Raw genomic sequence first — 21,695 nt, 5'->3', positions numbered from 1 at the left:
TGTGTACCTTCATTTTTTCTTAAGGATTGATTGGCTGCAAGAGCGTCTCGCTACGCACCGGCCGTATCCGATCCTAGCCCGGTGAAAGAGGCGGCATCGGCAAAGCCGATGCCGCCAGAGGTTCGCCCACAGGGAGGAGGTAGAGGGCGAAATTCAAATGATTTCAATGTTTTGTTGCTAGTCGCATAACGCGTCTTATGTTAATTTCCAGACTCCGCCATCTTGTACCACCCGCGACTCAGACAACAGCTTCTCCAGATGCGCCGCAACGTTTCGTTCTGCGGCCATTGCGATATGTGGGTCGGTTTTCTGGTAGACGGAAGCGGCGATATTCTGGACCGAACCCGGGGTGTTTGAGAGGTGGGCGAGGATCTCCGCCTCGCGACGCATGCGGTTGGAAAGCAACCGTTTGACGTAAGGTTGCGGATCCCGGAGTATAGGTCCGTGCCCCGGACAGTAGATCCTATCGTCGCGCTCAATCAGCCGCTGTAGCTGCGCGCAGTAGTCGTGCATGTTTCCGTCAGGGGGGCTGACGATCGAACTGTTCCAGCTCATAACGTGGTCGCCCGTGAAGAGCACTCCGTCAGGTCTCGCGAAACAAAGGTGGTCGCTCGCGTGACCAGGTGTGTGCAGGACGGTAAGACCGGCAATGACCTGTCCGTCCTCCAGAAACCGGTCAGGTCGAAATGCATCGTCAGGGAATGCCCGTGAGGCATAAACAGGTGCGTCTGTCCGTGCTCGCAGGGCTGGGACGACTCCAAAATGATCAGAATGGTGGTGTGTGAGCAGAATCCCGGATGGTTTGGCCCCCAAATTTTCGATGATTGCCTCGAAATGTGTACTGTCTTCTGCTGGGCCGGGGTCGATTATGAACCGACCATCAGGCGTATCAATGATGTAGCTATTTGTCCCGTGGTAGGTCATCTTTCCGGGATTGTTCGCGACGATCCTCAGAATTCCAGGGGCCAATTCGACTCCCTTCGCGCGGCAAGGCTCCGGCTCTGAGAAAAACATGCTGCTTCTTTTCATTGTGTGCGACCAGTTATTGATTGCGAACAATCCGGTTCGCACAGTTTTGTGCGTTGCTCTCGCATGGCGCCGGAAACCTCAGGCTGGCGTCCGGTGCCTACCAAATCTGGCATCGGACCATTTCAACTTATATCGGACTAAGACCGTATGAGACTAAAACAGTCTGATACGGTCTTGGGCTGGCAGTCACACAGCGCGGCGATTATGGTAAGCAGAATACAGAACTACAGCAATTGTCGCCTTCGTCAGATCCCCGATCAGGAATGGGTAAAGCCCGGCGTTCAGCAATTCCTCGCCATAACCGACAAAGCCACCCAACCAGAACAGCCCTGCGCAATACATGAGTATCGAGCCCGAAAAGACCGCGACAGATGCTCTGAATGAAGGCCAAAGTCCTTGCAGTGCTTGAACAACCCAACCGGCAGCCGCCGCTGCAAGTGCGAAGCCTACCAGGTATCCGCCTGTGGGACCCGCGATATATGCCAGTCCTGCCGGAGCCGGAGGCGTGCCTGCGAAGACCGGCAGGCCAAGCAGACCTTCAAAAAGGTATGTCACAACAACAAGACTACTACGCACCGGCCCCAGGAAAAGACCCAGACCCAAGACAACCAAGGTCTGTGTAGACATAGGTACGGGGTAGAACGGCACCACGATTTTGGCGGATATTGTCAGAAGAATTGTGCCGACGAGTATTATCGAGATCTCTCGGGTCAGTCTTGCGACTGATCGGCTTTGAGTGGTTTCCAGATTCATCTTTTTCGTCCTTGTTTCTGTAGATTGTTACTTTTTTGGATAGTAAGCTCACATGCGCTTGGCGACTTCTTCCAACATGACTTCGCTCGCCCCGCCGCCGATGGCCTGCACACGGGCATCGCGTGACATGCGTTCCACCGGTGTTTCGCGCATATAGCCCATACCGCCATGAAACTGGACGCAGTCATAGAGCACGCTGTTCACCAGTTCGCCGCAATAGGCTTTGACCATCGAGACCTCTTTCACGCAGTCACGGCCCGCGGCATCCAAACCGGCGGCGTGATAGACCAGCTGACGCCCTGCCACGATCCGCGTCTGACAGTCGGCCAGTCGCTGGCGCACGGCCTGCTTGTCCCAAAGAGCGCCGCCAAAGGCCTTGCGCTGCTTGACGTAATCCACAGTTATGTCCAGCGCGGTTTGCGCCTCGGCACAGGCCATCGCACCCAGCACGATGCGTTCGTTCTGGAAGTTCTTCATTACCGAATAGAAGCCGTGGTTGACCTCGCCCAAAACGTTTTCGGTCGGGATGCGGACTTCTTCGAAGATCAGTTCGGCAGTGTCCGAGCACAGCCAGCCGGTCTTATTCAACGCCCGGCCCACCGAAAAGCCCGGCGTGCCCTTTTCGACCGCGAACATGGTGATCCCGCGCGACCCCTTGGCATCGGGATCGGTCTTGGCACCGACAAAGTAGAGATCGCCATGCACGCCGTTGGTGATGAACATCTTGGTGCCGTTCAGCACCCAGTCCGACCCGTCCCGCACCGCGCGGGTGCGCATGCCGGCCACGTCCGAGCCCGCGCCCGGTTCAGTCACAGCAACGGCGGTGATCATTTCGCCCGAGACGATCGACGGCATCCAGCGCGCCTTCTGTTCGGGCGTGCCGGCGTTTTCCAGATGCGGCGAGGCCATGTCGGTGTGGACCAGAACCGTGGCCGAGAACCCGCCGAAAGTGGATCGCCCGACCTCTTCGGCCAAAACCACGCTGGACATCACGTCCAGCCCCGCGCCGCCATACTGTTCGTCATAGCGCATCCCCAGCACGCCGAGATCACCCATCCGGCGCAGCACGTCGCGGGGTACCTTGCCCTCCTCCTCCCAAGGCTCGGCCTTGGCGATCACCTCGGCTTCAATGAACCGGCGCAACTGGTTGCGGATCAACTCGAGGTCTTCGTTGAACGGGCCGGTGACCTGAGTAATGCTGTCTTGTCTGGTCATGTGTTTTCCTCTGGATCGAGTTTGATAAGTGGGGCGTGCCCGGCGACCGTATCGCCGGGTGCACAATAGATTTCAGTCACCACGCCCGCGACCGGCGCGGGCAGGCTTTGCAACAGCTTCATGGCCTCAAGCACCACCAGGGTGTCACCGGCTTTGACGCGGTCGCCGAGTGCGACGCGCACCTCGGCCACGGCGCCGGGCATGGGTGCGGACAACAGGTCAGCGACGCCAGACCCGCCGGTGGCACGTTGCAGATGCTGGTCTTCCAGCGTACGCAGGTCTGTCGCGGTCATTCCAGCAGGGGTTTGCAGGTGCACTCGCCAGTGACTCGGCGCGCGCACGACGTAAGCGATGCGCGAAAACGGAACCCCATCGATGCGTCCGCTCAGTCGGCATCCTGTTAAAGCGGCACTCTCGACCGTGATGGTCTGGCCGTCCGGCTGAATGGCAGTCAACCCCGACCCGGAGCCGTTCATGCGGATCGGTTCGTCTTTGGTTGTGTCCCAATAGAAGGCCGCGCCGGACTGTCTCGCAGGGGCTGTGAGTCGCCATGACCCCAGGCTTTCCCAGGGCGACGCGCCCGCCGGCACGAGACGCAGATGCAGCGCCATCGCGGCAAAGGCCATGTCCCGGGGATCAGCGGACGGTTCAGTCCAGCCGCCTGGAAACATCTCGGGCAGGCCCGAGGTATGGTGACGGAACGCCTCAAAATCCGGGTGTGTCAGCAACGCGCGCTGATAGGCCAGGTTCAGACCGACGCCACCGACGGCAAAGGCATCCATTGCGACGACCGCCTGACGGATCGCACCGGCCCGGTCCGGCGCGTGGACGATCAGCTTGGCAATCATCGAATCGTAATGGTGGCTGACGACCGAGCCTGCCTCGACCCCGGTATCGAGCCGCACGCCGGCGGGCGGAGCCCAAAGGCTGATCTCGCCCGTTTCGGGGCGGAAATTCTCGGCCGGGTTTTCGGCGGCGATGCGGATTTCAATCGCGTGCCCGTCGAATTTCACATCCGATTGCGCCAGTGTCAGCGGCTCGCCCCGCGCGATGCGCAACTGCCATTCAACAAGGTCGATGCCGGTGATTGCCTCAGTCACGGGGTGTTCGACCTGCAAGCGGGTGTTCATTTCCAGAAAGTAGTATTCACCGCGCCCGGGGTCATAGAGGTATTCCACCGTCCCGGCGGAGCGATAGCCGATCGCCAGCGCCAACCGCACCGCTGCAGCACGCATGCGGTCGCGCACAGCCTCGGGAAGATCGGCGGCGGGGGCTTCTTCGATCAGCTTTTGGTGGTTGCGTTGCAGCGAACAATCGCGGTCGCCCAGATGCAGCACGGTGCCGTGAGTGTCGCCCAGAACCTGCACTTCGACGTGGCGGGCACGGGGCGCATAGCGTTCGAGGAACACCGCCGGATCGCCGAAGGCGCTCTGCGCTTCGGCCCGGGCAGATGCAATCGCTTCGGGTGCGTCGCCCAGATCGGAGACAAGCCGCATCCCGCGTCCGCCGCCGCCGGCGCTGGCCTTGACCAGAAAGGGGGTGCCAAGCGCCTCGGCCTCTTGCAGCAGGCGCGCGTCGGACTGATCCTCGCCGCGATAGCCGGGCAGGACGGGCACGCCTGCGGCTTCGGCGGCAGCCTTGGCCTCGATCTTGGAGCCCATCCGCGCGATAGCGTCGGGTTCCGGCCCGATGAACACAAGGCCCGCCGCCTCGACCGCCGCCGCGAAACCGGCATTCTCAGACAGAAAACCATAGCCCGGGTGCACCGCACCCGCGCCCGTCGCCCGCGCGGCCTCAAGGATGGCCTCGACGTTCAAATAACTGTCCGACGGGGCGGCTCCGCCGATGCAGACGGCATGATCGGCCTCGGCCACGAAGGGCGCGTCGCGGTCCGCCTCTGAGAACACCGCTACGTTTTCCAGCCCCAGTTTGCGGCACCCGCGCTGGATGCGCCGGGCAATCTCGCCCCGGTTGGCGATCAAAACGCGGGTGAAGCTCATTTCACCCGCCATGACGGAACGCCCTTGTTGATGAAGCTGTTGATGCCTTCGATACCTTCCTCCGTCTCCCACGCATCGGCCAGCCGGTCGGCGGTGTAGATCATATTGGTCTCCAGATCGTGGGACGCGACATAGGCGATCAGCGCCTTGGTATCGGCCACGGCACCCGGCGCGGCCTGAAGGTGATCATGCACCAACCGGTTCACCGTGGCGTCCAGGTCGGTCGGCGCGACAACTTCGGTCAACAGACCGATCCGCTCGGCGCGGACCGTGTCGAACAACGCCCCTGACAGCATGGTTTCACGCGAATGCACCTTGCCGATGCGGGCCACCACATAAGGCGATATATTCGCGGGCAGAAGGCCCAGTTTGACCTCGGTCAGACCGAAGCGCGCGTCTTCGGCGCCGATGGTGTAGTCGCAGACGGAGATCATGCCGACACCGCCACCGTAGGCCGGGCCGTTGATCCGCCCGATCAAGGGCTTAGGCAGCGTGTCAAGACGGCGCAACAGCAGCGCCAGCGTGGCGCTTTGTGCGACCCTTTCACTACGGGTTTTCTCGACGTTAGAGGCGAACCAGTTGAAATCGCCGCCCGCGCAGAAGCTCTTGCCCGCGCCGGTCAGGACCACAATACGCACATCGTCATCTGCAGCCAGCTTTTCTGCGGCATCGTATAGCTCTGCGATCAATTCGCCATTCAGCGCGTTGTGTTTGTCGGGGCGGTTGAGCGTCAGCGTGGCGACGCCGCGCGCATCAGTTTCGACAAGGATCGTGTTGTAGGTATTGGTCAACTTGAAGCCTCACATTCTGAATACAGGCGTATGGCGACCGGCTTCGGGCACCGATGTCACGATGGCCAGGCACAGGCCAAGGATATCGCGGGTTTGCGCGGGTTCGATCAGCCCGTCATCCCAAAGCCGCGAGGTGGCATAATAGGGATCGGACTGTTCACCATACTGGGCCCGAACCTGCTCCTCGATCAGCTTCATGTCGGCCTCCATCTTGCCCGGGTCGCCCCCTTTCTGGCGGCGCAGTTCCAGCATCACATTTGTGGCGATGTCGGCAGACATGGTGGCCAGTTCCGCCGTGGGCCAGGCAAAGAGAAAATTCGGGGCGAAACCACGTCCGCACATGCCGTAGTTGCCTGCCCCGTATGAGCCGCCCAAGAGGACCGACAGGCGCGGCACCTTGGCAACCGACATGGCATAGACCAGCTTGGCACTGTCTTTGGCAATGCCGCCGCGCTCGGCTTCGGTGCCGACCATGAAGCCCGAGATGTTGTGGAGGAACAAAAGCGGTATGTTGCGTTGATCGCACATCGACACGAATTGCGCGCCCTTGAGCGAACTGTCGGACACAAGCGCCCCATTATTTGCGAGAATGCCCACTCGATAGCCGTGAATCCGCGCGGTGCCGCAGACCAGCGTCTCACCCCATCCGGGCTTGAATTCGCGGAATTCGCCGGCGTCGATCATGCGCAGCAGAACCTCGCGCATGTCATAGGGCTGTTTGCGATCGGCGCTGATGACGCCAAGCAGTTCCTCTGGGTTGCGCGCCGGCGGCGCGCAGGTTGCATCGGGACCCATCGGGCGCGACAGGCCCAGTTCGGATACGATGTCGCGCATCAGAGCAAGCGCATGATACTCGTCCTCGGCCAGATGGTCAGACACACCGGAGACGCGCGAATGCATCTCGGCCCCCCCCAATGTTTCTCCATCAACCTCTTCGTTGATCGCCACCTTGACGATCGAGGGGCCGCCCAGATGGATGCGTGCGTTGCCGCGTACCATGATGACTTCGTCCGACAGGGCCGGGATATAGGCCCCACCGGCCGTGCAGCCTCCAAAGACCGCCGAGATCTGCGGCAGGCCGCTCGCGGACATGTTGGTTTGACGATAAAAGGAATTGCCGAAATGGCGGGCATCGGGGAAAACCCGGTCCTGCTCTGGCAGATAGGCACCGCCGCAATCCACCAGATAGAGGCAGGGCAGCCGGTTCTCGGCTGCGATTTCCTGGGCGCGGATGTGTTTCTGCACGGTTTCGTGATAGAAAGACCCACCCTTCACTGTCGCATCGTTGGCGATCACAACGCAGGGAAGCCCGTGGACGATCCCGATACCGGTCACGATTCCCGCACCGGGCACCTCGCCCCCGTATTGACCGTAGGCGGCAAGCGACGACAGCTCAAGAAACGCAGTGCCCGTATCCACCAGCAGGTCGATCCGTTCGCGAACCAACAGCTTGCTGCGCTTGCGATGCCGCGCGACCATGTCGGGGCGGCCGCCAGCCGTTGCTTCGGCGATCCGCGCGCGCAGCGTTTCGACGCGCTCGCTTTGTGCGGCGTGGTTGCGGGTGTAGGTCTCTGATGCGGTCAGCACCGCTGTTTCAAGACGTGCCATGAAGTCAGGTATCCTGTCTTTGGAGTATCCCGTTGAGGAACACATCGGCATAGGTGCGTGACAACGCATCGGCGCTACCGCGGTCCGGGTCGAACCAATCGAGCGTGGCGTTCAATGTACCGATCAGCATCAGGCGCAGGCGACGGATATCGACGTCTTGCTTCAGCGTGCCATCTTTCTTAAGCTGGGACAGAAGACTGTCCCACTCTGCCTCATAGGCCCTGCGCGTGGGCAAGTTGGCATCCCGGACGGATTGCGGCACCTGCCCGAAAATACGCACATTCGCCGATGTATAATCGCTCACATCAAGAAGCGCGCGCAAATGCGCCCGGATCGCAGAGCGCAGGATCGTTTCGCCATCGGTATCGGCTGGCAGGTCGGTGATGGCGTCTCTCATACTCGCGTGAACGACCCGAATCCCTGCATCAAGAACGGCCGCGACGATCTCGTCCTTGGAACCGAAATGATAGTATATGCTACCCGCCTTGATCCCGGCGGCCTCGGCAATTTTTCGGAGCGAAACGGACCCGTAGCCTTGTTCGCGGAAAAGCCGCGCGGCAATGTCCAGCACCCCGTCCCGTCCGACCGCGCTGCGCGATGTCTCGTTGACTTTGCTTGCAGTGCTTTGTGCCATAGACCTTCGTTTCGCCTCAGCGCCTAACTAACGCCTGTTAGGTCAATAGCGCAAGTGAGTCAATCGTCTTAATCGTGCCCGATTGGAGTTTGCGGGAAATTCCGCATGGGCGACCGCCAAGAGGCCGCCCAGACAACAATGTGCTTGCCCGGACCCCGTTATCGGCTCCGGGCAAATGCTTTAGATCACGAAACCGCCGCCACATATGACGTGCTGCCCCGAAATGAAGTTCGATTCCGGCGCACAGAACAGATAGACGGCACCGGCAGCTTCTTCCGGAGTGCCGACCCGGCCCAGCGGGATCATGCGCTCCATCTGGGACAGGAGATCGGGATTCACGCCGACCTTGATCTCTTTTTCGTCGACCTTGATTGTGCTGTTGCCATCAGCGCTACCTTCAGTCAGGCGGGTGCGGATCGGGCCGAAGGCGACGGCGTTGACGTTGACCTTGTAGCGGCCCCATTCCTTGGCCATCGTCCGGGTGACACCCAGGATGCCGGCCTTGGCGGCGGAATAGTTGATCTGGCCGGCATTCCCGCCAGTGCCCGCGATTGACGAGATGTTGACCACCTTGCGGAACACTTCATGTCCGGCGGCGGCCTCTTCCTTTGCCTTGGCGCTGATCACCGGCTGCGCGGCGCGCAGGATCCTGAAGGGGGCCGTCAGGTGAACGTCGATGATCGCCTGCCACTGTTCGTCGGTCATTTTCTGAACGACGCTGTCCCAGGTATAGCCCGCATTGTTCACGATGATGTCCAGCCCGCCAAAGCTGTCCATACCGGTCTTGATGAACCGTTCGGCAAATCCGTCTTCGGTGACGCTGCCGGCACAGACCACGGCCTCAGCTCCCATTGCGCGCAACGCCTCGGCGGTTTCATTGGCCGGATCGGCGTCCAGATCGTTGATCACCAGCCGGGCCCCTTCCGACGCGAGTTTGAGAGCGATTTCGCGGCCAATGCCCCGGCCCGAGCCCGTGACCAGCGCCACGCGCCCGTCGAGTTTTCCAGTCATATTAATTCCTCCCGAAGGGCGCTATCAGGCTTTTTCATAAAGCGTGGCGACGCAGGCCCCGCCGAGGCCAAGGTTGTGCTGAAGCGCCAGTCGCGCGCCATCGACCTGCCGAGCATCGGCCTGGCCGCGAAGTTGCTGAACAAGCTCAGTGCATTGCGCAAGTCCGGTCGCGCCCAGAGGATGCCCTTTGGACAACAGACCGCCAGACGGGTTGGTCACGTACTTGCCGCCATAGGTGTTGTCGCCATCATCGACAAACTTCGCCGCTTCGCCGCGACCGCAAAGGCCAAGCGCCTCATAGGTGATAAGCTCGTTGTGAGCGAAACAGTCGTGCAGTTCGACCACATCCACGTCCTCGGGCCCGATGCCGGCGGCCTCGTAGACCTGATCGGCGGCGCGCTTGGCCATCGAAAAGCCGACCACTTCGCGCATGTCATGGGCTCCGAAAGTTTCCGGGCCGTCCGTTGTCATTGCCTGCGCCGCGATCCGAACGGAACTGTCGAGTCCGTGCTTGTCGGCGAATTCCTTGGAACAGATAATTGCCGCCGCTGCGCCACAGGTTGGCGGGCAGGCCATGAGCTTGGTCATCACGCCCGGCCAGACGACCTGGGCCGCCATGACATCCTCGGCGGTGACTTCCTGCCGGAACAGGGCCACCGGATTTTTGGCCGCATGCCGGCTGGCCTTGGCGCGGATCTTTGCGAAGGTCTCAAGGGGCGTGCCGAACTCATCCATATGCGCCTTGCCCGCACCGCCGAAGTACCGCAGTGCCAGCGGGATCTCGGCACTGCCAACCAGATCGTCGGTTTCTGCGTCGAAAGCTGCAAACGGGCTGACCCGATCATGGAACATTGCACCGATTGCGCCGGGCTGCATCTGCTCGAACCCAAGCGCCAGAGCACATTCCACCGCGCCGCTTTCCACGGCCTGACGCGCCAGGAACAGGGCGGACGACCCCGTCGAGCAGTTGTTGTTCACATTCAGAACCGGGATGCCGGTCATTCCAACATGGTACAGGGCGCGCTGGCCGCAAGTGCTGTCGCCATAGACATAGCCCACATAGGCCTGTTGGATTTTGTCGTAGTCCAGACCCGCGTCGGCCAGAGCGGAACGGGTCGCCGCGGTTGCCATCACATCGTAGCTCTCGGATTTCCCCGGCTTCTGGAACGGGACCATCCCGACGCCGACGACATAGGCTTTATCTGACATTTCTCTCTCTCAGGTTTGGACTGGCCTGCATTATACAAGTGCCATTGCATTTTCTACCGTTTGTTAGAATTTACATGACGCCACGCGGACCTGTCAACACGATCACACTGTGGAGTATGGTGCTTGTCGAAGTTTCTAACATATGTTTGGTTGTTCGCGCTGCCTGTCTCGGAAGTCCGGGCAATTTTCGGTCCAGACCTCTGAGTCTGACCATGGCCTGACACAGCGAATGATGCATTTGGGATGTCTGGATTTCGCGACCATTGGTTTACAGACTACGAAAGGGCAAGAAAAATGGCGCATTGCTATGAATTCAAAGGGTTTATACCCGTTGTTCCCGATGATACATATGTCCATCCTCAGGCCGTTCTGATCGGAAATGTCATCTTGGGTCATGGATGCTACATCGGACCCGGCGCAAGCCTGCGGGGCGATTTCGGCAGAATCGTGATCGGTGACGGCGCCAATGTACAGGATAACTGCATCATCCATTCCTTTCCCGGCCGCGACGCCGTCGTGGAAACCGACGGTCACATCGGCCATGGCGCGATCCTGCACGGCTGCACAATTGGCCGGAACGCTCTGGTCGGGATGAATGCCGTCATAATGGATGGTGTAGATCTTGGCGCGGAATCGATTGTCGGCGCGCAGGCGTTTTTGCGCGGCGAAACTGTGATTCCGCCCCGTTCGATGGTGGTCGGTTCGCCGGCAAAGGTGATCCGGGAGGTCAGCGAGAAAGAAGTCGCGTGGAAAACACGCGGCACCGCGGAATACCAGCAACTTGCGCGCGACTGTCTGGCCGGATTGATGCCGGTCGAGCCGCTGAAGACGGTCGAGGCAGACCGGCCCGGGATGGTGGCCTCTGACGTCGTCTCCATTCAGGAGGCGCGGCGGACATCGTCCTGACCTCTCCAGGCACCGGACCGGGGCGGGTTTAAGAAGCGGCCCGAAGCGGCAGGACCTATCTGAAAACGGGCGACACGACCGTTTCCCGGTGTATCGCCCGAGCCCCTCAAGCCGTTACAGACGGAAGATCCCGTAGTGCGGATCGTCGATCGGTGCATTTAGCGAGGCGGATATAGATATTCCAAGCGCGTTGCGAGTGTCTGCCGGGTCAAGAATGCCATCGTCCCACAATTCCGAGGTCGAGGTATAGGCCTCGACATCCCTTTTGTACTTTTCCAGCACAGGCTCTCGGATGGCGGCGATTTCCTCTTCGGTCAGCTCTTTGCCTTCACGCTGAAGCTGCCGGATCTTGACGTCCGCCATGGTGTTGGCGGCCTGATCCGCGCCCATCACGCCGATTTCGGCCTGGGGCCACATGAACAGCGTGCGCGCATCCCAGGCCCGCCCACACATGCCGTAATTACCGGCCCCGTAAGAGGCATTGGCGATCACTGTGAACTTCGGCACGACCGAGCCGCCCTGCGCCATCAGCATCTTGGCGCCGTCCTTGGCGATGCCGCGCTCTTCATATTCGCGGCCGACCATGTAGCCGGTGATGTTCTGGAAGAAGACCAGGGGCGTCCGGTTCTGATTGCAAAGCTGCATGAAATGCGCCGCCTTGAGCGAACTGTCGTTGAACAAAACCCCATTGTTGGCAAGGATGCCGACCTTGTAACCCCAGATATGGGCAAAACCGCAAACCATCGTGGTGCCATAGTCCGGCTGGTATTCGTGAAAGCGTGAGCCGTCCACGATCCGGGCCAGAACCTCGCGCATGTCGAACTGGGTTTTCCGGTCCTTTGGAATGATCCCGTAAAGTTCCTTCGGGTCATAGAAAGGCTCTTCATAGGACGCGGTTTCGATGATTGTTTTTGGCATACGTTTCCACTGGCTGACAATTTCGCGCGCCAGTGAAAAGGCGTGCTGTTCGGTCGCGGCGCGATAGTCGCCCGTGCCCGAAACCGAGGTGTGCATGACCGCCCCGCCCAGTTCCTGAACGCCGACCTCCTCGCCGGTGGCCGCTTTGACCAGCGGAGGGCCGCCAAGGAAAATCGCCCCTGGACCTTCGATGATGATGTTGTAGTCGCTCAGGGTCGGCACATAGGCGCCACCAGCCGTGCAGTGTCCGCCGACCACGGCAATCTGCGGGATATTGGCCTGGCTCAGCTTGACTTGGTTGCGGAACACCCGTCCGCCCAGATACCGGTCGGGAAAGACGCCGTGCTGAAGCGGCAGGAAACCACCCGCGCTGTCGCAAATATGGATGACCGGCAGTCGGTTTTCCAGCGCGACATCCAGAAGCCGCACGATCTTTTTCACGGTATGGGGATACCAGGCGCCGCCCTTGACGCTGGCGTCGTTGGCGTGGATGGCGACCTCGCGACCTTGCACTATACCGATGCCTGTCACCACAGCGGCGCCGGGCACGGTGCCGTCGTATTCGCGACAAGCGGCAAGTGTGGAAAACTCCAAAAAGGGCGTGCCGGGGTCCAGTAGTAGTTTCAGTCGCTCGCGAACGCCCAGCTTGTTCTGGCGGGCAAGGCGGTCGATATCGCGCTGGGGGCGTTCGAAACGCGCCGCGTGCTGGCGGGCGTGGAATTCCTTAAGCCGTTCAGACATGGCGGCATAATTTGCCTTGTAGTCGGCGGCATTGGTGTCGATCTGACTTTCAATCCTGCGCATTGTCACTCCTCCTCCGGGGCCAATTGGGCTAGGATGTCTTTCAGACCAAAACTGTCGCCTACGGCGAATGGCATTTCGGCAACAACCCCGCTGCGCGGCGCCACCAGTGTGGTTTCCAACTTCATGCTTTCGATCACCAAAAGCGGCTGGCCTTCCTTAACCGCATCGCCGGGTTTGACCGCAACCGACACCACGACACCCGGCATGGGCGCCACCAATCGGTCGTCGCTCGCGCCACCGTCGCTGCCGGCCAGGCGTTCGGCGGGATCAACCCGTCCGACTTCGTAGGTCCGGCCGTTCATGTGCACAAAAGTTGCTTCCGGCCCCACTGCCAGTCGCAGTTCGCGCACAACACCCTTGGCCCGCAACGTATACCCGCCCGGCAGACCCGTCGGGTCCAATTGGCAGGCAACAGCGCGAGTGGGGGTATGAAGCACGAACCGGCTGCCATCATGACCCAGCCAGCAATCTGTCTCTTCTCCGTCGATTTGAAAAATCCGTTGCATCAGTTTCTCCACCCGCCCATCTTGCGGTACATTTCCGGTATCTGCATGACCTCAATCACCAGCCGCTCGTCCGATAGGGCTGCCGCCGCCATCAGCAGGTCAGTGACATCTTCGCCCGTTGCAGTCAGCGTTTCGGATTGTTCCGCCAGGAACCCGGTTGAAACTTCCCCCGAGGCGAAATCCGGATGAGCTAGGATCGCATCCAGGTAACCGGTGTTGGTCGTCACCCCGAGGACCACATAGTTTTGCACCGCTTGCCGGGCACGGGCGATCGCCTGCGCGCGATCCTGGCCATGCACGATCAGCTTGGACAACATCGGATCAAAGTCGGTCGTTACCTTGCCACCGTCCAGAATGCCGCTGTCCACCCGCACGCCGGGCCCAGTGGGTTCGTCCAGCAGCAGGATATCGCCGACCGCGGGGCGAAAATCGACCGTCGCATCCTCAGCACAGATGCGCAGCTCGATCGAATGCCCGGTTTGAGGAATATCCGCCTGCACGGCGCTCAGCCCGTCGCCCGCCGCGACACGCAGTTGCTCAGCAACCAGATCGAAGCCGGTCACCATCTCGGTCACCGGATGTTCGACCTGAAGGCGGGTGTTCATTTCCAGGAAGTAAAAGGTCCCGTCCTGCGCATAGATGAATTCGACGGTCCCAGCCCCGCGATAGTTGACGGCGCTGGCAATACCTGCGGCGGTTTCGCAGATCTCGTCCCGTTGTTCGGGAGTCAGCGCCGGTGACGGCGTTTCCTCGATAATCTTCTGGAACCGGCGCTGGATCGAACATTCGCGTTCCCAGAAATGGACCACTTTACCCTGCCCGTCGCCCATCACCTGCACCTCGATATGGCGCGGACTTTCAATATAGCGCTCGACGAACAGCCGCCCGTCACCGAAATACCGCTCGCCTTCGCGGCGTGCGGTTTCGATTTCGGTCTCCAGCGTGCTGTCCTCGCGTACGACGCGCATGCCCTTGCCGCCACCGCCGGCCGAGGGCTTGATGAGCAGCGGATAGCCAACGGCGCGGGCGCGTTCGACAAAGTTCGCCGGATCATCATCCTCGATGGCCGAGGGGGCGACGGGAAACCCGCGTTCCTCGACAAAGGCGCGGGCGCGGACCTTGTCCCCCATCAGGTCGATGACCTCGGACGTCGGGCCGACAAAGGTCACTCCGGCTTTTTCCAGCGCCGCGACAAAACCGGCATTCTCTGACAGAAAGCCATAGCCGGGATGAACCGCGTCCGCGCCGATCCCTTTGGCGGCTTCGACGATCTGAGGAATATCGAGATAGGCGGCCACGGGCGTCGGGCCCTCGATCATCACGACCTCATCTGCGATCAGATGCGCCGGCCCCTCTTGCTCGGCGACATGACGCAACACGGCAGTCGCAAGCCCGCGGGCCTTAGCGGTGCGCAACACGCGCGCCGCGATCTCGCCCCGATTGGCGACCAGGAGTTTCGAAATGGTCATGGTGTCGTCCTCTTAGTTCCGGGCCGCGGCATTCAGTCCGTCACGTGCGGCCAGATCGGCTGGCACGGGAATTTCGATATCAAGCAGCATCTGCGCGAACCCTTTGCCCTGCGGGTCTATGCGGACCGAGGCGATGCCGCCACCGCCAAGCGATTCATGCAACAGGAAATTCAGCGAATGGCTTCCAGGCAAGTCGAACCGTTCTACCCTGCCGTCGCAGACATGGGAGAAATAGTCCTTCACCACCTCTTCGCTGAGAGCCGAGCGGATATATGGCAGGTAGTCCGGCTTGCGCGCGAGGATGCCGATATTGGCGATGTCCCCCTTGTCGCCCGAGCGGCCCCAGGCCAAATCGACGAGGCGGACCTTGACAACGTCCGGACCGGGCTCGCGGCTATCTGCGGGCGGTGCGGCAGGCGGATCAAGGTGGACTGGCGTAGTGGCCACGCTCACGGGCACATCCTTGCCGTCGACCTCGACCGCGACGGGGGTTTCGGCCTTGCTCTGAAGGAAGGAAAATAGACGGACCACCGGCTGCACCTTTGGCCGTCCGGCGAAGAACCCGGTCAGACCCTGCGCGGTCGAAATCGCCATCGGTGCGATTTCGCCGGCAAAAATGTTCAGCGCGGCGCGATCGTCATGGACCGCGCCGATCTTGAGCACCACCTCGCGGGTCCGGGCGCGCGCATTTGCGCCATAGGCCGCCTCGGCCCCCAGCACCTCGACGCTGACCTGCCGGAAATCTCCCATGTTGCGGTCGCGGAAAATCCGGCGACAGCGGGTCAGGATCGCCTCGGCCACACGTTCGGCCTTGGCGGGTGCGTCAATCGCAGCCAGTGTCAGGGTAGAGACCGCGCGCCAGCCATCGGCATGGGTCGCCGACACCTTGTAGCTGTCGGTGCGCCCAAGCCCCCTGCCGCCCTTGACCAGCACCCGGTCGGGTCCGACCTGTTCCAGGGTGACCCCGGACCAGTCGCAGATCACGTCGGGCAACAGGTAGGCGCGCGGGTCCCCGATTTCATAGAGCATCTGCTCTCCGACTGACCCGGGCACGACCAGCCCGCCGGTGTCAGGCGTCTTGGTCATGATGAAACTGCCGTCTTCGGACACCTCGACGATGGGCATGCCCATATTGTCCCAACCCGGCACGTCCTGCCAGTCGGTGAAGTTGCCGCCGGTTCCCTGGGGGCCGCATTCGATCAGGTGGCCGGCCAGCGATCCCTGGCTGAGCTTGTCCCAGTCATCGTCGCCCCAGCCGTATTCATGCATCAGGGGACCAAGCGCGACCGCGCTGTCGGCGCAGCGTCCGGTGATCACGATGTCGGCCCCGGCATCCAGCGCGGCAGCGATGGGGCGGGCACCCAGATAGGCATTCATGCTCCAGATATCATCTGGAAATGCGACACCCGAGAACATTTCCGTCTGACCGTTTTTGCGAATTTCATCGGCCCTGGGCAACAGGTCATCGCCTAGCACGACTCCGATGGACAGATCGATTCCGGCCTGGGCGGCGGCTTTGGCAAGCGCATCGCGGCAGCCACGCGGGTTCACGCCCCCTGCATTGGCAACGACCTTGATCCCTTTTGCCTTGATATCCGGCAACCAGGGTGCCAGCGCCTTGACGAAGTCCGGCGCATAGCCCGACTCGGGCGCTTTGGCGCGGGCCCGCGCCATCAGCGACATTGTCACCTCCGCCAGATAGTCAAACACCAGATAGTCGATCTCGGCCTTTGAGACCAGTTGACCGATCGCTTCCGGCGTATCGCCCCAGAAGCCCGACGCGCATCCGATGCGCAGCTTTCGTTCCGACATATTCCTCTCCTCCCCGTTTGATCAGCGGCCCGTCCATTCAGGTTTGCGCTTCTCAATAAAGGCATCAAAGCCTTCGCGCGCGTCTTCGGTCTGTGCTACTCGCGGTAACAGTGTTTCTGCAAACCGCATCTGCTGCGGATAGGTCATGTCCTCCATCGCGTGACAGGCGTATTTTCCCAGCCGGATCGCGCTCGGCGATTGCGCAGCAATCTGGGCAACCAGTTCTGCAACCTTGTCGTCCAACCCCGCGGCATCGGTCACATAGTTGACCAGATTGAACTGCAGGGCTTCCTCGGCCGTCAGAGGAACGCCGGTGATGAACATCTCCATCAGCCTCCGCCGGGGCAGCACGCGCATCATGGGTGGCACGATCGTCATGGGAAACAGACCTACCTTCACTTCCGGCGTTCCGATGCGGGCATGATCCACCATCACAGCCAGATCGCAGGCACAGATGATGCCCGCCCCCGCCCCCATCGCGATGCCATTGATGCGCGCGATCGTTGGCTTTCGGCACGCCTGTATCGTCTCGAACAACCTTCCGGCAAAATGATCCGGGTCCGCCGGATCCTGAACAAACGGGCCGCCATCCGCCCCCGCCTTGATGTCGCCCCCGGCACAGAAGGCGCGCTCGCCCTCGCCGGTCAGAACGATCACGCGACAATCGCTGTCCCTCTCGGCAGCACATACGGCGGCAATGATCCCGTCTGCGACCTCACGGTTGAGGGCATTTCGATTATCAGGACGTCGAATCGTGATACGCACTTCTTTGCCGAGCGCCTGCGATTGAACAACGCTCTCAGTCATTTCCGAAGCTCCCCCCTGTATTTAGGACACCGCGCTTTCTTACGTCAGGTCGTCAAAAGCTTGGCTTGATCTATTTTCTAACATGTGTTTGATTTTGGTCAACACGGCGGACGACATTTTTCGGGAGGATGATATGACGACTCAAAGTGAGGCTCTCGCGGCTGATCTGAAGGCCATCAGGGCAAACTATTCGTTGACCGATGAGCAGCGCCAGATTGTCGATCACGTGGATCGAGTATCGCGCGAGGTGCTGCATCCGCTACAGGCGCGCATGGACGAAGAGGAGTGGTGGCCCGACGATCTGTTCAAGCAGATGGGCGAACTGGGCCTTCTGGGCATCACCGCGCCCGAGGAGCTGGGTGGCTCCGGACAGAATGAATTTACCCAGGCGCTGGTCTCTGAGGTGATATCAAAATGGAACCCTGCCGTGGGACTGTCACATGGCGCACATGACAACCTGTGCCTGAACAACCTTCTACGCAACGGCTCGGAGGAGCAGGTCAAGAAATATGTGCCCGGCCTATGCTCGGGCGACTTGGTTGGTGCTCTGGGTTTGACAGAGCCGGGCGCGGGGTCAGATGCGCTTGGGTCCATGGCGACCACCGCGCGCCGCGACGGCGACGACTATATCATCAACGGCTCGAAGATCTACATCACCAACGGGCCGATTGCCGATGTGATCCTGCTTTATGCCAAGACCGACAAATCGAAGGGCGCCAAGGGCATTTCTGCTTTCATCATCGAGACGGACAATCCTGGTTTCAAGGTGGCGCAAAAGCTTGACAAGATGGGCTTCCGCGGCTCGCCAACCGGAGAACTGGTGTTTGAGGATTGCCGCGTACCCGCATCCGCCATGGTTGGACAGGAAAACACCGGCGTTTCGGTGGTAATGAGCGGACTGGATCTGGAACGCGCCATGGTCGCATCGGTCTGTGTCGGCATGGCCGAACGCGCGCTGGAACTGGGGCTGGAATACGCCAAGATTCGCGAACAGTTCGGCAAGCCAATTGCAAGTTTCCAGATGATGCAGTCGAAACTGGCCGAGATCTACACCGAGGTCGAAACGGCACGCGCCTTCGGGTATCGGGCGCTGGCCGCCTGTACGGGCCTGCCGAAAGGCGCCGGGGGCCGTGGCGAAATCCACAAGCTGACCGCGGCGGCCTGTCTTTACGCAGGCGAGGCATTCAACAAGGCGGTCACCGAAGCCTGCCATATACATGGTGGCTCCGGCTACATGCAGGACACCGAAATCAACCGGCTCTACCGCGCCAACAAGCTGTTGGAGATCGGCGCTGGAACAAGCGAAGTCCGCAAGATCATCATTGCCGAAGAACTTTTGCGCGCCTGAGGGAGACGAGACCATGAACAAGCAACTGCGCAACGATACCGCTCTGCCGAGCCATTTCATGACGGACGAACAGCAGGCGCTGGCCGATCAGGCTGGTAAGTTCTTCATGTCCGAGTTCCACCATCTGAACGCGGAAATGGACGACACCGACGATTTACCCCCTTCGGTTTTTCCAAAGCTGGGCGAAATGGGCTATCTGGGCCTGAACGTGCCGCCGGAATTCGGCGGCGCGGGGCTGGATTTCACCTCGGCCTGCATCATCACCGAAGAGCTGTCGCGCGCCTCCGCGGCCATCGGGCTGACCCATGTGGCCCATGACAACTTGTGCGTCAACAATATCTACCGCAACGCCAATGACGATCTGCGCCGCAAGTATCTGCCGGGGCTTTGCAATGGCACGCTGATCGGCGCCCTGGGTCTGACCGAACCCGGCGCGGGGTCTGATGCGCTTGGCTCGATGCGGACCACGGCCAAACAAGATGGTGACGACTACATCCTGAACGGCGCCAAGATCTACATCACCAATGGGCCGATTGCCGATCTGGTCCTTGTCTATGCGAAGACTTCGCCGGAAAAGGGCGCCAAGGGCATTTCCGCCTTTATCGTGGAAACCGACACGCCCGGTTTCAAGGTGGCACAGAAGCTCAACAAGATGGGATTCCGCGGCTCGCCGACGGGCGAACTGGTATTCGAAGATTGCCGTGTTCCGGCCAGAAACATGGTCGGCAAGCTGGATGGCGGGGTTGCCGTTACCATGTCCGGACTTGATCTGGAACGTGCCATCGTCTGTTTCAACGCCTTGGGCATTGCGCAGTGGGCGCTGGATATTTCCATCGATTATGCCAAGACACGCCAGCAATTCGGCAAACCGATCGCCAGTTTTCAGATGGTTCAGGCGATGCTGGCCGACATGTATACGCAGATCGAGGCCGCGCGCAGCCTGTCCTTGCGCACCGCAGCCATGTGTGAGGGCCTCGAAGAGGGCGAAGGCGGGCGCGGCGAAATCCACAAGCTTACCGCTGCGGCGATCTACAAGGCCGCTGAGGCGACATCCTTCGTGCTCGACAGGGCCGTCCAGATTCACGGCGGCTCGGGTTACATGCGTGATACAGAAGTGAACCGGCTGTACCGGACCGGTCGCGTACTTGAGGTCGGCGCAGGCACCCAAGAGGTTCGCAAACTCATCATCTCTGGCGAATTGCTGAAGAACTAGGGGCGGAACATGAGCGAAGCGAAATCAAGGCGTTACGCGTCGGATCTCATGGCGGGCCAGGTTGCCCTGGTTACGGGATCCGGATCTGGAATGGGCCGGGCGACGGCGATCGAAATGGCCGCTTGCGGGGCCAGGCTTGCGCTGTTCGCGCGCCGCGAAGAGCCGCTGGAAGAGACCGCCGAAATGATCCGGGCGGCGGGGGGCGAGGCCTTTGTCGTGCCCGGAGACACCCGCGACGAAGACAGTATCGAAACTGCGATGGGGCGGATCAAGGACCACTATGGGCAGTTGGATGTTTTGGTGAACAATGCCGGCGGTCAGTATATCGCGGCCGCCCGCGATATCACCAACAAGGGCTTTGAAGCTGTGATCCGCAACAACCTGATCGGGTCTTGGCAAATGACCCGCGCCGCTGCCGATCATTTCATGTACGAAAATGGTGGATCGGTTGTGTTTGTCACCGCCATCTCGGCGCGCACCGCGCTCACCGGCTTTACACACACCGTCGCGGCCCGCGCCGGTGTGACGGGCATGATGAAAACGCTGGCCGCCGAATGGGGCGAGTACGGCATCCGGCTGAACTGCGTTGCACCGGGCACGATCAAGACCGATGCGCTTGGCCGCTATCCCATTCCGCCGGAACAGTGGAAAAAGCTGAACCGTTCGGTCCTGAACCGGATGGGCGCGGCCGAGGACATCGCAGGCACGATCATATTCCTGGCTTCGAAACTTGGCGGTTTCATTACCGGCGAGGACATCTATGTAGACGGCGGTGAGACCCTGCACATGGGTCATGACGCGCGGGACATGATCAACCCCGCGATGTTCGAGAAACGCGAACGGGGAGATGGCAAGAATGAGTAAACACCCAGTCCTTCTGGAGATTTCCGACAGGATCGCCACGGTAACGCTGAACGACCCCGAGCGTCGCAATCCGGTTACCGGGAACGACATGATCGCTGCCCTTCTGGAGACCTTCGCCAAGGTGCAGGCCGATCCGCAGGTCAGCGTGATGATTCTGACCGGGGCCGACCCGGCCTTTTGTGCCGGCGGGGACATCAAGGAGATGAACGATCCCGACAGTGTGTTCCGCAAGGAGCCGCTGGCGGCGGCGCAGAGCTATGTTGATGGGGTGCAGCGGCTGCCGCTTGCGCTCTACAACATGGATATTCCGACCATCGCCGCAGTCAACGGCCCGGCGGTGGGCGCGGGGTGCGACCTGACCATGATGTGCGACATGCGCATCGCTTCGGAAAAAGCAAGGTTCGGCGAGGTGTTTCTGAATCTCGGAATCATTCCGGGCGATGCGGGCAGCTGGTTCCTGTTGCGTCGTCTGGGCCACCAGAAGGCCGCCGATCTGACCTTCTCAGGGCGCATGGTCGAGGCCAAGGAAGCGCTGGAGCTTGGTATGGTGCTTGAACTTGTGCCTCATGAAAAATTGATGGAACGGGCCCGCGAACGGGCCGCTGTCATCGCCGCGAAACCACCGCGCGCGGTGCGGGTCGCCAAGCGTCTGATGCGCAATGCCGAACGGATGGACCTGCCGGATTTCCTGAATTCCGCGGCGGCCTATCAGGCGCTCATGCATCAGACCGAAGACCACCACGAGGCGGTTGCTGCGTTCGTCGAAAAACGAAAACCCAATTTCACGGGGCGTTAAAG

The 21,695-nt window shown here is 60.8% G+C and carries 19 protein-coding genes; 5 read left to right on the top strand and 14 right to left on the bottom strand.

The features are described from left to right. Window positions 1-195: 195 nt before the first annotated feature. The 9 genes from QNI11_RS26210 to QNI11_RS26170 all read right to left on the bottom strand — a co-directional run bounded on the left by QNI11_RS26210 (window position 196) and on the right by QNI11_RS26170 (window position 10,250). Entirely contained in the window at window positions 196-1,014 is an 819-nt protein-coding gene (locus tag QNI11_RS26210) for an MBL fold metallo-hydrolase (RefSeq protein WP_028093934.1), read from the bottom strand. A 201-nt stretch (window positions 1,015-1,215) separates the two neighbouring features. After that, entirely contained in the window at window positions 1,216-1,782 is a 567-nt protein-coding gene (locus QNI11_RS26205) for a biotin transporter BioY (RefSeq protein ID WP_035366645.1), read from the bottom strand. Between the two features lie 48 nt (window positions 1,783-1,830). Then, the gene (locus tag QNI11_RS26200) at window positions 1,831-2,997 is read right to left on the bottom strand and encodes an acyl-CoA dehydrogenase family protein (protein ID WP_035366643.1); all 1,167 of its coding nucleotides are present in this window, start codon (window positions 2,995-2,997) and stop codon (window positions 1,831-1,833) included. Next, the gene (locus tag QNI11_RS26195; protein WP_233152265.1) at window positions 2,994-4,997 is read right to left on the bottom strand and encodes a biotin carboxylase N-terminal domain-containing protein; all 2,004 of its coding nucleotides are present in this window, start codon (window positions 4,995-4,997) and stop codon (window positions 2,994-2,996) included. Before QNI11_RS26195 ends, QNI11_RS26200 begins: the two co-directional genes overlap by 4 nt. After that, window positions 4,994-5,788 carry a crotonase/enoyl-CoA hydratase family protein gene (locus tag QNI11_RS26190; protein ID WP_088652137.1) on the bottom strand — a complete coding sequence of 265 codons (795 nt, stop codon included), beginning with the start codon at window positions 5,786-5,788 and terminating at the stop codon, window positions 4,994-4,996. The genes QNI11_RS26195 and QNI11_RS26190 overlap by 4 nt, the downstream gene beginning before the upstream one ends. A gap of 9 nt (window positions 5,789-5,797) precedes the next feature. After that, on the bottom strand, window positions 5,798-7,396 hold the full coding sequence (locus QNI11_RS26185) for an acyl-CoA carboxylase subunit beta (protein ID WP_088652138.1): 1,599 nt from the start codon (window positions 7,394-7,396) through the stop codon (window positions 5,798-5,800). A gap of 4 nt (window positions 7,397-7,400) precedes the next feature. Further along, entirely contained in the window at window positions 7,401-8,030 is a 630-nt protein-coding gene (locus QNI11_RS26180) for a TetR/AcrR family transcriptional regulator (RefSeq protein WP_028093929.1), read from the bottom strand. 180 nt (window positions 8,031-8,210) lie between these two features. Then, window positions 8,211-9,041: an SDR family NAD(P)-dependent oxidoreductase gene (locus QNI11_RS26175; protein ID WP_088652139.1), complete on the bottom strand. Its 831-nt coding sequence runs from the start codon at window positions 9,039-9,041 to the stop codon at window positions 8,211-8,213. Between the two features lie 24 nt (window positions 9,042-9,065). Further along, window positions 9,066-10,250, bottom strand: coding sequence for a lipid-transfer protein (locus QNI11_RS26170; RefSeq protein ID WP_100931403.1), 1,185 nt, complete (start codon window positions 10,248-10,250; stop codon window positions 9,066-9,068). Window positions 10,251-10,544: 294 nt separating this feature from the next. Here QNI11_RS26170 and QNI11_RS26165 point away from each other — a divergent pair, with 294 nt between their 5' ends. Next, a complete protein-coding gene (locus QNI11_RS26165; protein ID WP_088652141.1) occupies window positions 10,545-11,156 on the top strand; it encodes a transferase hexapeptide repeat family protein in 612 nt (203 codons plus the stop codon). Window positions 11,157-11,270: 114 nt separating this feature from the next. Here the strand turns inward: QNI11_RS26165 and QNI11_RS26160 are convergent, their stop codons facing one another. The 5 genes from QNI11_RS26160 to QNI11_RS26140 are packed head-to-tail and all read right to left on the bottom strand — an operon-like array spanning window position 11,271 to window position 17,472. Next, on the bottom strand, window positions 11,271-12,878 hold the full coding sequence (locus tag QNI11_RS26160; RefSeq protein ID WP_283984005.1) for an acyl-CoA carboxylase subunit beta: 1,608 nt from the start codon (window positions 12,876-12,878) through the stop codon (window positions 11,271-11,273). 2 nt (window positions 12,879-12,880) lie between these two features. Continuing rightward, a complete protein-coding gene (locus tag QNI11_RS26155; RefSeq protein WP_088652143.1) occupies window positions 12,881-13,396 on the bottom strand; it encodes an acetyl-CoA carboxylase biotin carboxyl carrier protein subunit in 516 nt (171 codons plus the stop codon). Continuing rightward, window positions 13,384-14,853, bottom strand: a complete 1,470-nt coding sequence (locus QNI11_RS26150) for an acetyl/propionyl/methylcrotonyl-CoA carboxylase subunit alpha (protein WP_088652144.1) — start codon at window positions 14,851-14,853, stop codon at window positions 13,384-13,386. Before QNI11_RS26150 ends, QNI11_RS26155 begins: the two co-directional genes overlap by 13 nt. 12 nt (window positions 14,854-14,865) lie before the next feature. Further along, entirely contained in the window at window positions 14,866-16,665 is a 1,800-nt protein-coding gene (locus QNI11_RS26145) for an acyclic terpene utilization AtuA family protein (protein ID WP_088652145.1), read from the bottom strand. Window positions 16,666-16,686: 21 nt separating this feature from the next. After that, window positions 16,687-17,472, bottom strand: coding sequence for an enoyl-CoA hydratase-related protein (locus tag QNI11_RS26140; RefSeq protein ID WP_100931404.1), 786 nt, complete (start codon window positions 17,470-17,472; stop codon window positions 16,687-16,689). Window positions 17,473-17,605: 133 nt separating this feature from the next. Between QNI11_RS26140 and QNI11_RS26135 the strand changes: the two genes are divergently transcribed. The 4 genes from QNI11_RS26135 to QNI11_RS26120 are packed head-to-tail and all read left to right on the top strand — an operon-like array spanning window position 17,606 to window position 21,693. Next, window positions 17,606-18,820, top strand: a complete 1,215-nt coding sequence (locus tag QNI11_RS26135) for an acyl-CoA dehydrogenase family protein (protein WP_088652188.1) — start codon at window positions 17,606-17,608, stop codon at window positions 18,818-18,820. A gap of 13 nt (window positions 18,821-18,833) precedes the next feature. Further along, complete coding sequence (locus tag QNI11_RS26130; RefSeq protein ID WP_283984004.1) at window positions 18,834-20,033, top strand: acyl-CoA dehydrogenase family protein; 1,200 nt, start codon at window positions 18,834-18,836, stop codon at window positions 20,031-20,033. Between the two features lie 9 nt (window positions 20,034-20,042). Next, entirely contained in the window at window positions 20,043-20,897 is an 855-nt protein-coding gene (locus QNI11_RS26125) for an SDR family NAD(P)-dependent oxidoreductase (protein WP_088652148.1), read from the top strand. Then, complete coding sequence (locus QNI11_RS26120; protein ID WP_088652149.1) at window positions 20,890-21,693, top strand: enoyl-CoA hydratase-related protein; 804 nt, start codon at window positions 20,890-20,892, stop codon at window positions 21,691-21,693. Before QNI11_RS26125 ends, QNI11_RS26120 begins: the two co-directional genes overlap by 8 nt. The last annotated feature ends 2 nt before the right edge of the window (window positions 21,694-21,695 follow it).

Source organism: Sagittula sp. MA-2 (assembly GCF_030126985.1).
Classification (GTDB): domain Bacteria; phylum Pseudomonadota; class Alphaproteobacteria; order Rhodobacterales; family Rhodobacteraceae; genus Sagittula.
This window is presented reverse-complemented; position numbering and strand designations above follow the sequence as displayed.